This window comes from Arthrobacter sp. NPDC092385, assembly GCF_044755105.1.
Taxonomy (GTDB): domain Bacteria; phylum Actinomycetota; class Actinomycetes; order Actinomycetales; family Micrococcaceae; genus Arthrobacter_D.
Genome location: NZ_JBIVQL010000006.1, coordinates 136,223 through 148,101, shown reverse-complemented (window position 1 = coordinate 148,101; position 11,879 = coordinate 136,223). Strand labels below are relative to the sequence as shown.

14 protein-coding genes and 2 tRNA genes are annotated in these 11,879 nt (G+C 68.6%); 9 read left to right on the top strand and 7 right to left on the bottom strand.

What is annotated here, in order from left to right:
- Window positions 1-104: 104 nt before the first annotated feature.
- A tRNA-His gene (locus ACIQCY_RS09785) sits at window positions 105-177 on the bottom strand.
- Window positions 178-304: 127 nt separating this feature from the next.
- Window positions 305-907, bottom strand: coding sequence for an oligoribonuclease (gene orn, locus ACIQCY_RS09780; protein ID WP_400483699.1), 603 nt, complete (start codon window positions 905-907; stop codon window positions 305-307).
- 311 nt (window positions 908-1,218) lie between these two features.
- Here orn and mptB point away from each other — a divergent pair, with 311 nt between their 5' ends.
- The 3 genes from mptB (at window position 1,219) to ACIQCY_RS09765 (ending at window position 3,364) form a co-directional block, all read left to right on the top strand.
- A complete protein-coding gene (gene mptB, locus ACIQCY_RS09775; RefSeq protein WP_400483698.1) occupies window positions 1,219-2,739 on the top strand; it encodes a polyprenol phosphomannose-dependent alpha 1,6 mannosyltransferase MptB in 1,521 nt (506 codons plus the stop codon).
- Window positions 2,740-2,819: 80 nt separating this feature from the next.
- Window positions 2,820-3,236, top strand: a complete 417-nt coding sequence (locus ACIQCY_RS09770) for a DUF3224 domain-containing protein (protein ID WP_400483697.1) — start codon at window positions 2,820-2,822, stop codon at window positions 3,234-3,236.
- Window positions 3,237-3,291: 55 nt separating this feature from the next.
- Window positions 3,292-3,364, top strand: a tRNA-Arg gene (locus ACIQCY_RS09765).
- Window positions 3,365-3,437: 73 nt separating this feature from the next.
- On the opposite strand, the gene ACIQCY_RS09760 is transcribed toward ACIQCY_RS09765, so the two are convergent.
- Window positions 3,438-3,881, bottom strand: coding sequence for a DUF6098 family protein (locus ACIQCY_RS09760; RefSeq protein ID WP_400483696.1), 444 nt, complete (start codon window positions 3,879-3,881; stop codon window positions 3,438-3,440).
- 202 nt (window positions 3,882-4,083) lie between these two features.
- On the opposite strand from ACIQCY_RS09760, the gene ssb reads away from it, so the two are divergent.
- The 3 genes from ssb to ettA all read left to right on the top strand — a co-directional run bounded on the left by ssb (window position 4,084) and on the right by ettA (window position 7,205).
- Window positions 4,084-4,674 carry a single-stranded DNA-binding protein gene (ssb, locus tag ACIQCY_RS09755; protein ID WP_400483695.1) on the top strand — a complete coding sequence of 197 codons (591 nt, stop codon included), beginning with the start codon at window positions 4,084-4,086 and terminating at the stop codon, window positions 4,672-4,674.
- Between the two features lie 179 nt (window positions 4,675-4,853).
- The gene (locus ACIQCY_RS09750; protein ID WP_400483694.1) at window positions 4,854-5,423 is read left to right on the top strand and encodes a DUF6993 domain-containing protein; all 570 of its coding nucleotides are present in this window, start codon (window positions 4,854-4,856) and stop codon (window positions 5,421-5,423) included.
- Window positions 5,424-5,522: 99 nt separating this feature from the next.
- A complete protein-coding gene (gene ettA / locus ACIQCY_RS09745; protein WP_400483693.1) occupies window positions 5,523-7,205 on the top strand; it encodes an energy-dependent translational throttle protein EttA in 1,683 nt (560 codons plus the stop codon).
- Window positions 7,206-7,305: 100 nt separating this feature from the next.
- Here ettA and ACIQCY_RS09740 read toward each other — a convergent pair whose 3' ends face one another.
- Window positions 7,306-8,223 (bottom strand): acyl-CoA thioesterase, encoded by a 918-nt coding sequence (locus ACIQCY_RS09740; protein ID WP_400483692.1) that lies wholly within the window; start codon window positions 8,221-8,223, stop codon window positions 7,306-7,308.
- Between the two features lie 213 nt (window positions 8,224-8,436).
- Between ACIQCY_RS09740 and ACIQCY_RS09735 the strand changes: the two genes are divergently transcribed.
- From ACIQCY_RS09735 to ACIQCY_RS09725, 3 genes are read left to right on the top strand one after another with little or no spacing between them, the layout of a single operon-like run.
- Entirely contained in the window at window positions 8,437-8,901 is a 465-nt protein-coding gene (locus ACIQCY_RS09735) for an acyl-CoA thioesterase (protein ID WP_400483691.1), read from the top strand.
- Window positions 8,898-9,563 carry a hypothetical protein gene (locus tag ACIQCY_RS09730; protein WP_400483690.1) on the top strand — a complete coding sequence of 222 codons (666 nt, stop codon included), beginning with the start codon at window positions 8,898-8,900 and terminating at the stop codon, window positions 9,561-9,563. The genes ACIQCY_RS09735 and ACIQCY_RS09730 overlap by 4 nt, the downstream gene beginning before the upstream one ends.
- Window positions 9,563-10,012: a metallophosphoesterase family protein gene (locus ACIQCY_RS09725; RefSeq protein WP_400483689.1), complete on the top strand. Its 450-nt coding sequence runs from the start codon at window positions 9,563-9,565 to the stop codon at window positions 10,010-10,012. Before ACIQCY_RS09730 ends, ACIQCY_RS09725 begins: the two co-directional genes overlap by 1 nt.
- 65 nt (window positions 10,013-10,077) lie before the next feature.
- Here the strand turns inward: ACIQCY_RS09725 and ACIQCY_RS09720 are convergent, their stop codons facing one another.
- From ACIQCY_RS09720 to ACIQCY_RS09710, 3 genes are all read right to left on the bottom strand, one after another.
- Window positions 10,078-10,611 carry a globin gene (locus ACIQCY_RS09720; protein ID WP_400483805.1) on the bottom strand — a complete coding sequence of 178 codons (534 nt, stop codon included), beginning with the start codon at window positions 10,609-10,611 and terminating at the stop codon, window positions 10,078-10,080.
- Between the two features lie 8 nt (window positions 10,612-10,619).
- Complete coding sequence (locus ACIQCY_RS09715; protein WP_400483688.1) at window positions 10,620-11,252, bottom strand: mechanosensitive ion channel family protein; 633 nt, start codon at window positions 11,250-11,252, stop codon at window positions 10,620-10,622.
- A 112-nt stretch (window positions 11,253-11,364) separates the two neighbouring features.
- Window positions 11,365-11,847 carry an OsmC family protein gene (locus tag ACIQCY_RS09710; RefSeq protein WP_400483687.1) on the bottom strand — a complete coding sequence of 161 codons (483 nt, stop codon included), beginning with the start codon at window positions 11,845-11,847 and terminating at the stop codon, window positions 11,365-11,367.
- Window positions 11,848-11,879 lie beyond the last annotated feature (32 nt).

Sequence of the window (11,879 nt, the reverse complement as noted above, 5' to 3'; positions counted from 1 at the left end):
GGGCTGTCATCCGGGGCTGGGCGTGCTGGGCCCGAAATGCGTATGCCGCCCCGGACGGTCTCCGGGACGGCATACATGGCCAGGAACTTTCCCTGGCACCTGAGGGTGAGTAACGGGGGTTGAACCCGCGACCTCCTGGACCACAACCAGGCGCTCTGCCAACTGAGCTATACCCACCATGCGTCTTCACCGGCCAACCCGGCGAAGAAGCTTCCTCCAGGCTGTCTGCGAAGGCAGCGGATACAAGTTTACACACTTTTCGGCGTGCTCCGGACAGCCCCGCGCGTTGCCGCGTCCAGGGGGGTCAGGGTGCGATCGTTCGCGCGATCGCCTTGCTCGTCGCGGAGTCGGGTCCCGGTGAGGGCACGAAGACCGAGGCGCGGTAGTAGCGCAGTTCGCGGATGGAGTCCTCGATGTCGCCCAGCGCCCGGTGTCCGCCCGTCTTCGGCGGCGACTGGAAGTAGGCGCGGGTGAACCAGCGGCGTGCCAGTTCCTTGATGGTCGACACGTCGATGATGCGGTAGTGCAGGTGGTCGACGACGAGCGGCATGTCGCGGACGAGGAAGTTCCGGTCGGTACCGACCGAGTTCCCGGCCAGCTGGGCCTTCCGCGGCTCCGGAACCCACTTCCTGATGTAGTCGAGTACCAGCTGCTCGGCCTCACCCATGGTGATGCCGCCGTCGAGCTCCTCGATCAGGCCCGACGTCGTATGCATGTCGCGCACGAAGTCACCCATCTGGGCGATCGCCTCGGGAGCGGGCTTGATCACCACGTCCACGCCGTCGCCCAGGACGTTGAGTTCGGCGTCCGTCACGAGGACGGCCACCTCGATCAGGGCGTCCTCGGCGAGGTCCAGGCCCGTCATCTCGCAGTCGATCCAGACGATGTGTTCATTCGATATCGGCATCCGACCAATGTACCGTCCGGTACCGACGCGTCCGTGCCTCCCAGCACGGACCGGGAGAGGCTGGGGGGCCGGCCTGCCCGCCGCCGGACGCTCCCGTGCTGCGCGTCCGTGACCGGAGCGTGTCGGGCCCGCGCCCGGCCCCGGTGCTAATATTCGTACAGTTCGCTCAGGGCTGCGGGGAGATCTGGGTAACCCTGCTGCTTCCGGCACGGGACCGCCCCGCGGCGCGCCCGCCGTCCGGACCGGGCAGGCGGCCTGAGGACATGGGCGTTCGACGCCGACTCATGCTTGCCGACGATTGGATTTCCCAGATGCCCGCCCAGGTCCCGCTCACAGAGGTCGAGACACAGCCGGGCCCGAACCGTCCCGACGTCGCCATCGTGCAGGGTTTCATCGGGTCGCTGATGATGTGGATGGGATCGCTCGGTGTCGGGTGGCTGTCGCTGGCTTCCGCCGAGCTCAGGCGCAATCCTGTCATCATCTGGCTGCGTTTCGAGCCCCCCGGTGCCGTGCTGTCCGTCCTGCTCCTCGCGCTGGGCGGCATGCTCCTGATCCGGTCCTGGCTTCGCCTGGGCCAGCGGCTGAACGGCTGGTCGGACGACACTCGGCCCTACCTGCTGAAGGCGATCATCGCGTGGACCATACCGCTCGCGGCCGCACTGCCGCTGTTCAGCAGGGACGTCTTCGCCTACATAGCGCAGGGCCAGGTCATGGTGGCGAAGCTGAACCCCTATGTGGACGGTTACTCGCAGATCTCGAACTACCTCCAGATCGGTGCCGATGACCTCTGGGCGCAGAGCCCCACGCCGTACGGACCGGTCTTCCTGTGGATCGAGGAGGGCATCGTCAGGATCACCGGCGGGCACCCGGACACCTCGATCATCCTCTTCAGGGTCGTCGCCCTGGTGGGTGTGGCGCTCTGCGTCTACACCGTCCCGAAGCTCGCCGAACTCCACTCCATCAACGCGAACCGGGCGCTCTGGCTGACGGTCGCCAACCCGCTGTTCCTCATCAACTTCGTGGCCGCCATCCACAACGACTCCCTGATGATCGGACTCGCGCTCGCGGGCCTGTACCTCGCCGCGACCAGACGACCGGTACTGGGCATCCTGCTGATCACCCTCTCCGTCGGCATCAAGCCGATCACCCTGATCTTCCTGCCCTTCGTCGGACTCATGTGGGCCGGCAAGGGAGCCTCGTGGCCGCGGCGATTCCTCTACTGGTTCATCACGGCCGGGCTCTCCCTCGGGATCCTGTGGTTCATGGGCTACGTGAACACCTTCGGCTTCGGCTGGGTGGGTGCCCTCAGCACGCCGGGCAGCGTGTGGATCTGGTATGCGCCGATCGGGTTCATCGGACTCGTCATCGCGACACTCGGCGACGCCCTCGGGCTCAGCGGCTGGGACATCGCCAATGGCTTCCACACGCTGGCACGCGTCGCCTCGCTGGTGATCATCGCGCTGCAGATCTTCCGCGGCGACCACAGCCACCTCGTCCGCAGGCTCGCCTTCGCCTTCGCGGCGATCGTGCTGCTCTCGCCCATGATCCAGTCCTGGTACGTCGTCTGGCTGATCCCCCTGTTCGCCGTCACGGGCATCCGCGACGACTGGCAGGTGAAGTTCCTCTACGTGACGGTCGCCTTCTTCATGGTGTACGCCATCACCGACCAGCTGGACATCTTCCCCTACTTCGACTTCAGCCTGACGATGGCGCGGCAGGTCGCAGCCGTCGTCGCCCTCGGATTCGCGTTCTACCTCGTCTTCGTGGACCGCAGCACGAAGATCCTCTTCCGCAAGCGCTACCGGCCGCTGGCGCCGGGACAGTTGCACTGAGGCCCTCGGGGCGCATGCGCTGGGGACCCGGCGAACTATTCCAGCATGCGGGACGGACCCGAAGCGGCAATACTAAGCAGATGATTGAAACAGGAACGACGACGTACAACGGCGAGTTCGAGATCACCGCCTGGGATGCCGAAGCCTATACGGAACCGGGCAGCACCGGGGAACTGTCCCGGGTCCGGGCGGCCAAGGTCTTCGAGGGTGAGATCAGCGGGACGAGCACGGCCGAGCTCCTGATGGCGGGGAACGACGTCGGCGCCGGGTACGTGGCGTCGGAGCAGTTCGTGGGAACCATCGGTGACCGGACCGGCGCGATGACGGTGCAGCACTGGGGCGTCGCCGAAGGCGCCGATGCGGCGAGCTCGGGGCACATCATTCCCGGGTCCGGGACCGACGGACTCCGCGGTATCTCGGGGAAGGCCGTCTACTCGCAGGATCCGGACGGCCAGCACCGACTCGAGCTGCGGGTGAGCTTCGCCGCCGACGAGTAGTGCCGAGCCGGCGGACCGGAGCCGATGGGGACGGCCATAGTAAACTGGGCGAACTGCCTCCGTAGCTCAGGGGATAGAGCAGGGGCCTTCTAATCCTCTGGTCGCAGGTTCGAATCCTGCCGGGGGCACAGCATGACGGGCCGGACGCCGAGGCGTCCGGCCCGTCGCCGTTCCGGGGTGCAGCACAGGCGGTCGCGCGTCCTAGGGGCGGTTCCCGGTATCGAACCGCTCGTCGTACACCTTCCCGGCCTCCTGCAGGAGATCGTCGTGGAGCCTGCCGAGCGGTACCACGTCAGCGAGGAGGGGTTCGCAGTCGGGCCCGCGGCCCACGCACTTCCCCGTGAGGATCCAGGGGAACCGTTCCTCTTCCTCCGCGAGATGCCTGTACTGGCAGATCTGCCGTGCCAGCCAGTCCTCGAGCGGGCGGGTCCACCACTGCTCGGGGGTGAGCGGGTTGACGGACAGTCCCGGCAGGTCGAGGCCGCTCTCGCCGTCCTTGCTCGTCGACTCGCGATCCGCTGCGAAACCGCACGAGTAGCGGAGGTACACCGTTTCCGCGCCCCGTACGAGGTCGGCCAGTTCGTCGAGGGAACCGATCACGCGTTCGTGGGTGTCGGTGGTCCGGGGAGGTGATGCCGTGTCCATGCTTCCACGGTAGGAAGGGGAGCGTGAGGGCTCAAGGGGGATTTCAGCCCGGACGGCACTTCCGTTGCGCGCTTCCGTCACCTACGGGTCGAAGCGGTTATCAACATAGGCGGATGCATCCCTCCTCGACGGTCCCAGGAGTTCGAGACTTGAGCCGGGCCGGCACCCACCGCCGTCCTCGAGACCTATGGAGGGACAGATCATGACTGACATCATCACGGTGCGGGGCTACGTCGCCACGGAGGTGCGCCTGACACTCGCGCAGAGCGGCCTGCCGATCACCGGCTTCCGCATGTGTTCCACGGAGCGGCGCTTCGACAGGGAGACGAATGCGTGGGTGGACGGCCACACCAACTGGTACTCGGTGTCGATGTTCCGCCAGCTCGCCACGAATGCCGGGGCCAGCATCAAGAAGGGTGACCGCGTGATCGTCACGGGTCGTCTGAAGGTCCGGCCGTGGAACAACGCCGACGGCCGGACGGGCACCTCCGTCGAGATCGATGCCGACACGGCGGGCCACGACCTCATGTGGGGAACCGCGAACTTCAGGCGGACGGCAGCGGACAGGGGTGAGGCCCCTGCCGGGGCCGGCCCGGACGGACAGCCCGCGGACGTTCCCGTCGAGGACAGCCCGCCGGAGGGTGTCGACAGTTCAACCGGTGAGGTGTACGACGCCTCACCCCCGTTCCGTGCGGACGACGACGCGCCCGACGGCGGCACGGGTAGCATCGCGGGCGAGCAGCCGGGCAGGGACCGGGACATTGCGCTCGACGCGGAGGCGGTTCCCTTCTAGGCGCGACCCCAACCGGTGGGTGGAACGCCTCCTCTCTAGGCGCGACCCCGACCGGTGGGTGGAACGCCTCCTCTATAGGCGCGACCCCGACCGGTGGGTGGAACGCCTCCTCGCCTGCGCTCGGCCTGGCGTCGGAGGGGCAGGCGGGCAGCTTCCAGGGTGCATGGCAGGATGGCAACGTGACTACTGCCGCTTCTCCAGCACGACGGCACCCTGCCGGTGGCCGCCTGCTTCGCCGGGCACTGCCCGCCGTCGGCATCGTCCTGGTGCTCACGTCCTGCACGGGTTCGCCCACCGCGGCACCGGAGGCGCTGGGTGGCGGGAGCGCCTCGCCGTCCGCTGTCTCAGCTCCGACCCCTGCTCCGACCTCTGATTCAGACTCAGCACCGGAGCAGCCCGCCGATGGCACGGCCCCGGCCGCCCCGCCCGCGGCGCCGGCGCCGGACACCGACGGGGTGGCTGCTGCCGTCGAAGCATCCCTTCGTTCCCTGGCCGGGAGCCAGGATTCCGTCACCAGCGGGCAGGTCCGCACCGCCATCGAAGAGGGCTTCACGGCTGCAGGGCTGGTCCCGGACGCCGTCGAGGTGTCCATCGACCGGACCCCGACAGGACTGGACGTCGATGCGATCCAGGGTGCCGGCCGCACGGGAGGGACCTGCGTCTTCGGTGAGGTGCGTGAGAGCACGGTCTCCGTGGCGGTCCTCCCCGCGCTCGCCTCCGGGCAGTGTTTCGTCGGCAACCAGCGTTAGGGTCCTCCGCGCCCGCCGACGGGCGGACGCGGGCTGCGAGCACGGGAGCCGCGGCCATCGAGTGTGAGAACACCGTGGGCACCCACTAGCCTTAGTGGCATGGCGGAATTTATCTACACAATGACCAAGGCCCGCAAGGCCGTTGGCGACAAGGTTATCCTCGACGACGTCAGCATGTCGTTCTTCCCCGGCGCGAAGATCGGCGTCGTCGGCCCGAACGGAGCCGGCAAGTCCACCATCCTGAAGATCATGGCGGGCATGGACACCCCGTCGAACGGCGAGGCGCGCCTGAGCCCCGGCTACACGGTCGGCATCCTCCTGCAGGAACCGCCACTGAACGAGGAGAAGACGGTTCTCGGCAACGTCCAGGAGGGCGTGGGCGAGATCTACGGCAAGATCCAGCGCTTCAACGAGATCTCCGAAGAGATGGCCAGCCCCGACGCGGACTACGACACGCTGCTCGACGAGATGGGCAAGCTGCAGGAAGCGATCGACGCCGCCGACGCCTGGGACCTCGATTCCCAGCTCGAGCAGGCCATGGACGCCCTGCGCTGCCCGCCGCCGGACGCGGACGTCCGCGTCCTCTCCGGTGGTGAGCGCCGCCGGGTGGCGCTCTGCAAGCTGCTCCTGCAGAAGCCGGACCTCCTGCTCCTCGACGAGCCCACCAACCACCTGGACGCCGAGAGCGTGCTGTGGCTCGAGCAGCACCTCAAGTCGTATGCCGGCGCCGTCCTGGCCGTCACCCACGACCGGTACTTCCTGGACCACGTCGCCGAATGGATCGCCGAGGTGGACCGCGGACACCTGTACCCCTACGAGGGCAACTACTCGACCTACCTCGAGAAGAAGCGTGCGCGCCTCGAGGTCCAGGGCAAGAAGGACCAGAAGCTCTCGAAGCGCCTCAGCGACGAACTCGAATGGGTCCGCTCGAACGCCAAGGGACGCCAGACGAAATCGAAGGCCCGCCTGAACCGCTACGAGGAGATGGCAGCCGAGGCCGAGCGCACCAGGAAACTCGACTTCGAGGAGATCCAGATCCCGCCCGGCCCCAGGCTCGGCAGCCAGGTCATCGAGGCGCACGATCTCCGCAAGGGCTACGACGAGCGCATCCTCATCGACGGGTTGTCCTTCTCCCTGCCGCGCAACGGCATCGTCGGTGTGATCGGCCCCAACGGTGTCGGCAAGACCACGCTCTTCAAGACCATCGTGGGCCTCGAGCCCCTCGACGGCGGCGAACTGCGCATCGGAGATTCCGTCAAGATCTCCTACGTCGACCAGTCCCGCGGCGGCATCGATCCCAACAAGTCGCTGTGGGAGGTCGTGTCGGACGGCCTCGACTACATCCAGGTGGGTCAGGTCGAGATGCCCTCGCGCGCCTACGTCTCGGCCTTCGGCTTCAAGGGACCGGACCAGCAGAAGAAGGCCGGCGTGCTCTCCGGTGGTGAGCGCAACCGGCTCAACCTGGCCATGACCCTGAAGCAGGGTGGCAACCTCCTGCTCCTGGACGAACCGACCAACGACCTGGATGTGGAGACGCTCTCGAGCCTCGAGAACGCCCTGCTGGAATTCCCCGGCTGCGCCGTCGTCGTCTCGCACGACCGGTGGTTCCTCGACCGGGTGGCCACCCACATCCTGTCCTACGAGGGCACTGAGGACGACCCGGACAAGTGGTACTGGTTCGAAGGCAACTTCGACGCCTACGAGGAGAACAAGGTGGAGCGCCTCGGCGCCGATGCCGCCAAGCCGCACCGCGTCACGCACCGCCGCCTGACCCGCGACTAGGAACAGACGCCCGGGCACACAGACGAGGGACACGGCTCCACGCCGTGTCCCTCGTCGTCTTTCGGGGCTATCCGCTCCGGTCGGAAGCTGTCGGCCGCGCTCAGGCCGGCGGGATCCTGACCATGCCCTCCTGCGCGACGCTCGCCACGAGTTCTCCACGTCGGTTGTAGATGCGGCCGGCGGCCAGGCCGCGAGCCCCGGAAGCGCTGGGGGAGCTCTGGACGTAGAGAAGCCAGTCGTCCACGCGCACCGGGCGGTGCCACCACATCGCATGGTCGAGGCTGGCGACGCTCATCCCGGGCTGGATCCAGCTCAGGCCGTGCGGTCGGAGGATGGATTCCAGCAGGGTGTAGTCGCTGGCGTAGGCGAGCGCTGCCCGGTGGAGGTCGGGGTCGTCAGGCATCGGCGCGAGGCTGCGCATCCAGACGGCGTTCCGGGCCTCCCGGGACCCCTCGTTCGCCACGTAGAGCGGTGCGTCGATGTGCCGGATGTCGAACGGCCGCTCGAACGCCCACGCCCGGGCGACCGGATGGTCGAAGCCGCCGAGGAGCTCGGCCGTCGACGGCAGGCTCTCGGGGTCCGGGATATCGGTGGGCATCGTGTCCTGGTGGACGATCCCGTCGTCGGGTTCCTGGAAGGACGCGATCATGGACAGGATCGGTACGCCGTTCTGGTAGGCGTGCGTGCGGCGCGCGGAGAACGAGCGGCCGTCGCGGAGCCGCTGGACGCCGAAGGTGATGGGCTGGTCCGCGTCACCGGCACGCAGGAAGTACGCATGCATCGAGTGGACGTCCCTGCTGGGTTCCACCGTCCGCATCGCCGCGATGAGCGACTGCGCGAGGACCTGTCCGCCGAAGACGCGTCGGCTCGGCTGGCGGGCGGATGCGCCGACGAAGATCTCCTCGTCCGTCTGCGCCCCGTCGGCGCTGCTGAGGTCCAGGAGCTCCAGGAGGGCAGCGGTGGGATCCTTCCCCTGCTCCTCCGACGTCACGTCTGGTGCCGGCGCGTGCTCTGCCATGGTTGGGGAACTCCTCGGGAAACAGGTGGAAAGGGGACAGGCGAGGTCCGGGAGTCCCGTCGCAGGAGGAGCACCCGAGCACCTACTGACAGTAGACGCCCCCTCCACCGCACTCAACACGGCCGATCGCGACGCTGCATGGCCTTGCTCACACTCGCGGGCTGCCGCGCGTGCGGTTGGTCCCCGCCGGGCGGGGGCTGGCAGGATGGCGGTATGTCTGCGGTGCACACCATCCCCCTCCAGCTGCGATTCGGCGACGAGGACTCCTACGGCCACGTCAACAACGTGCGGTTCCTCCAGTTCCTCGAGGATGCGCGCGTGCTGCTGATGAGTGAAGGGCGGCCCGGGAAGTCCTTCATGGACCTGATCGACCCCGACCACTACACCCTCGTCGGGCGCCAGGAGATCGAGTACCGCGCACCCCTGAACTTCAGCCCCGCACCCGCCGGCGTGGATGTCTGGGTGACCAAGGTCGGCGGTTCCAGTTTCGACCTCGGCTACGCGGTGAGGGACAGGGTGGAGGCGGAGGGAAGCACCACGAGTGCGATCGCGGCGACCACCATGGTCCTGGTCAGCCGGAGCACGGGGCGTCCGGTACGCCTGTCCGAGGCGCAGAAGGGCATCCTCGTGTCCTGGGAGGGGCCGACCGTGCCGTTCCGCCGCTCCCGCTCGACGTGACGCGCATGTCCTCGCCGTCGCTTCGCTTCGCCGACGCCCCTACGGTCGCCGATTTCCGGACCTTCACCGCCCGCGCCCGCGCGAACGACGACGGCGGCATGCGCCTGCTCGCCGCCGGTCGCGTTCTCGCCGCGTACGTCTGCACGCTCCGCCCCACGGTGCTGGGGGAACCCGTCCCCACGGTGCTCGGGCTCCGCACCATGGCCCTGGGCGCTGAGGCCGAGGTCGACGCGACCGTCTCCCTCGGCTCGGTCCTCGACCGTCTCGCCAGGATTCCCGACGGCGACGTCGTCTTCCCCGTCCCGACCGTCACCGTCACGGAGAACTGGGCCGGGGTCCTGCCGCCGCGTTCCGGCTGGACACCGGCAGGTGCGGTTCCCTGCTCGGTCCTGGACCAGGCGGCGAAGGACGGCATCGGGGAGGTGGCGCGAACCCTGCCCGACCGCGCGGGCGCGCCCCTCGTGAGCAGCGTCCGGGCCGCGGTCTGGGGCCGGCCGCTCGACGGCGTCCCCGGATCGGTGCCGGCAGGGGCGGCTTTCGGGGCGTTCAGCCTCGGCTTCCTCGAGCCGGGCGCGGAAGCGACCGTGCACGTGAACGGCCGCTGGTCCCGCCTCAGCACCGGTCGGGGCCATGTCCTGGTCCGCGCGGCGGCCATCCTCTGATGCCGATCAGGACCAGGAGTCCCGCGGAAGCGGGAGTCCTGCTCCTGGCCGGACGCGGGAGGAGCGGCGGAGGGACCCGCAGGCTGGCGGACTTCGCCAGGGCGGGCGTCTGCCGGAACGGCGTGGCCGGACAGGCGACGGCCGATCGGATGGCAGCGGAGAGCAGGAAGCGGTCCTACGATGCACTCGTCCTGCTCGGCGACCTGGTCTACGAGGACGGAGACGCCGACCTGACCGAGCGCGTCGTCTCCGAACCGTTTGCCCCCTTGACCGATGACGGCGCCGAACTGCTGCCCGTCCTGGGCAACCATGATTACCGCAGCGGCGAACAGCAGCAGATCCTGGCACGCCTCGGCCGCCAGAGCCCCTGGTACTCCGAGCAGGTGGGGCCGCTGCGGGTGATCGTGCTCGATTCGATGCGTGTGGAGGACCGGGAGCAGACGGCGTGACCTACGTGGTGTCCGGAGCGGGGGCACCCGCCGCCGGCACGGGTGGATCGGATCCGCGCGGGTGCTCAGTCCGCGGCGTTGACCATGGAATGCGCGGCGCGGTCGAGGTAGTCCCACAGCGTGGCCTCGTGCAGGGGCGCGAGATCCAGGCTGTCCACGGCGGCGCGCATGTGCCGGAGCCAGTGGTCCCGCGCCTCAGGCCCCACCCGGAAAGGCATGTGACGCATGCGGAGCCTCGGGTGTCCCCGCTGCTCGCCGTATGTCTTCGGACCGCCCCAGTACTGTTCGAGGAACAGCAGCAGCCGCTCCTTCGCGGGTCCGAGGTCCGCCTCCGGGTACATGGGACGCAGGACGTCGTCGCCCGCCACGCCGTCGTAGAAGGCGTCCACGAGTTTCACGAAGGTCTCGTGCCCACCGACGGCCTCGAAGAAGTTGTCCGTGTACTGGGGCTGGCTGAAGGTCTGCCCGGCGGAGACGAGCCGCTCGACGGGCAGGGCGGCCCGCGCGCCTGCCACCGGCAGGTCGGGCCCGAGCCCCGGAACAGAGGACCCGCCGCCGCCGGTACCCGGCGCTCCAGGGTTGTTGCCGTGCGGGAGCATCGCGTCGCTCATGCCTGTCCCTCCGCGGCAGCGGGTGCGGAGGCGACGGGTTCGGGCGGCGGCGCCACGTAGTTGCCCTGCGACCTGTTGCCCACCTTGGTGATGTCTCCGTTGCGGACGTACCAGATGGCGCCGTCCCCGTCGACCATCCGCGTGATGCGCAGGCCCAGGGACTGCACCACGCCCACGGTGTCACCCACCTCGATGGTGTCGCCGATGCCGTACTGGTCCTCGATCGTGATGAAGAACCCGAGGAAGGCGTCACGGATGACCTCGCGGGCGCCGAAGCCGATCGCGATACCGACGATGCCGACGCTGGCGAGGATGGGCCCGATGTTGAAGCCGAGCGTCTCGATGGCCATGAGAGCGGCGATGATGGCGATGGTCCCGGCGGCGACGCTCGACATCAGGCCGCCGATCGTCTCCGCACGCTGGACGCGGCGTGCGCTGTCGAACGGGCGCAGCGCCGGTTGCGCCCACTTGAAGTGGGGCTTCTTGAAGACGCTGTAGCCGCTCTGGACGCGCTTGACCGACCGCGTGATGAGGTAGCGGATCACGAGCCAGAGGAGGAGGGCGCCGATCAGGATGATCAGCGCTCCGATGAGTCGGCCGCCATAGCCGAGGGAGGGGAGGAAGGTCATGTCGTCGCTTTCATACGGCACTCGGGAAGCCCATCCGCGGCAACACCAGACGCCCCGGACGCCTTAACAGGCTACAGCGGAAGGGGGAGCCGGCGGGGCCGGGCGCGAGGCGTCAGTCCCCCTCCGGACCCGCGGACGTCGGCTCGTGGTGCACGGGGAAGTTCAGGGATCGGGCGATGAAGCACAGGCGGTTCGCCTCTCCGTGCAGCGAGTCGGCCAGTGCGGCCTGCCCGGCGTCCGCCAGCTCCACGTGCGGGCGGAGCCGGATGCCGGTGAACTCACCGCTGCCGTCCGCGTTCAGCCGCAGTTTTCCGGCCGCGGAGTCGGAATAGCCGGTGACGACGACGCCGGCCCGCACGGCCACGTGCAGATAGGACAGCATGTGGCACTGGGCGACGGCGGCCAGGAGCAGCTGCTCCGGATTCCAGCGGTCCTTCGAGCCGTGGAAGGTGGGGTCCGCGGTTCCGAGGAGGAGCCCGGGCCCGTCCACCTCCACCTCGTGGTCACGGCTGTAGGATCGGTAGCCGGACGTCCCGGGGCCGAGGTTGCCCGTCCAGCGGATCCGCGCCGAGTACTGGTGCTCCTGCAGGTTCATGACTCGACCCTAATACCGACGCCGGTCTCGCC

Coding starts and splice junctions, on each gene's coding strand:
- orn (WP_400483699.1), bottom strand. CDS start 907: ATGCCGATATCGAATGAACACATCGTCTGGATCGACTGCGAGATGACG.
- mptB (WP_400483698.1), top strand. CDS start 1,219: ATGCCCGCCCAGGTCCCGCTCACAGAGGTCGAGACACAGCCGGGCCCG.
- ACIQCY_RS09770 (WP_400483697.1), top strand. CDS start 2,820: ATGATTGAAACAGGAACGACGACGTACAACGGCGAGTTCGAGATCACC.
- ACIQCY_RS09760 (WP_400483696.1), bottom strand. CDS start 3,881: ATGGACACGGCATCACCTCCCCGGACCACCGACACCCACGAACGCGTG.
- ssb (WP_400483695.1), top strand. CDS start 4,084: ATGACTGACATCATCACGGTGCGGGGCTACGTCGCCACGGAGGTGCGC.
- ettA (WP_400483693.1), top strand. CDS start 5,523: ATGGCGGAATTTATCTACACAATGACCAAGGCCCGCAAGGCCGTTGGC.
- ACIQCY_RS09740 (WP_400483692.1), bottom strand. CDS start 8,223: ATGGCAGAGCACGCGCCGGCACCAGACGTGACGTCGGAGGAGCAGGGG.
- ACIQCY_RS09735 (WP_400483691.1), top strand. CDS start 8,437: ATGTCTGCGGTGCACACCATCCCCCTCCAGCTGCGATTCGGCGACGAG.
- ACIQCY_RS09725 (WP_400483689.1), top strand. CDS start 9,563: ATGCCGATCAGGACCAGGAGTCCCGCGGAAGCGGGAGTCCTGCTCCTG.
- ACIQCY_RS09720 (WP_400483805.1), bottom strand. CDS start 10,611: ATGCTCCCGCACGGCAACAACCCTGGAGCGCCGGGTACCGGCGGCGGC.
- ACIQCY_RS09715 (WP_400483688.1), bottom strand. CDS start 11,252: ATGACCTTCCTCCCCTCCCTCGGCTATGGCGGCCGACTCATCGGAGCG.
- ACIQCY_RS09710 (WP_400483687.1), bottom strand. CDS start 11,847: ATGAACCTGCAGGAGCACCAGTACTCGGCGCGGATCCGCTGGACGGGC.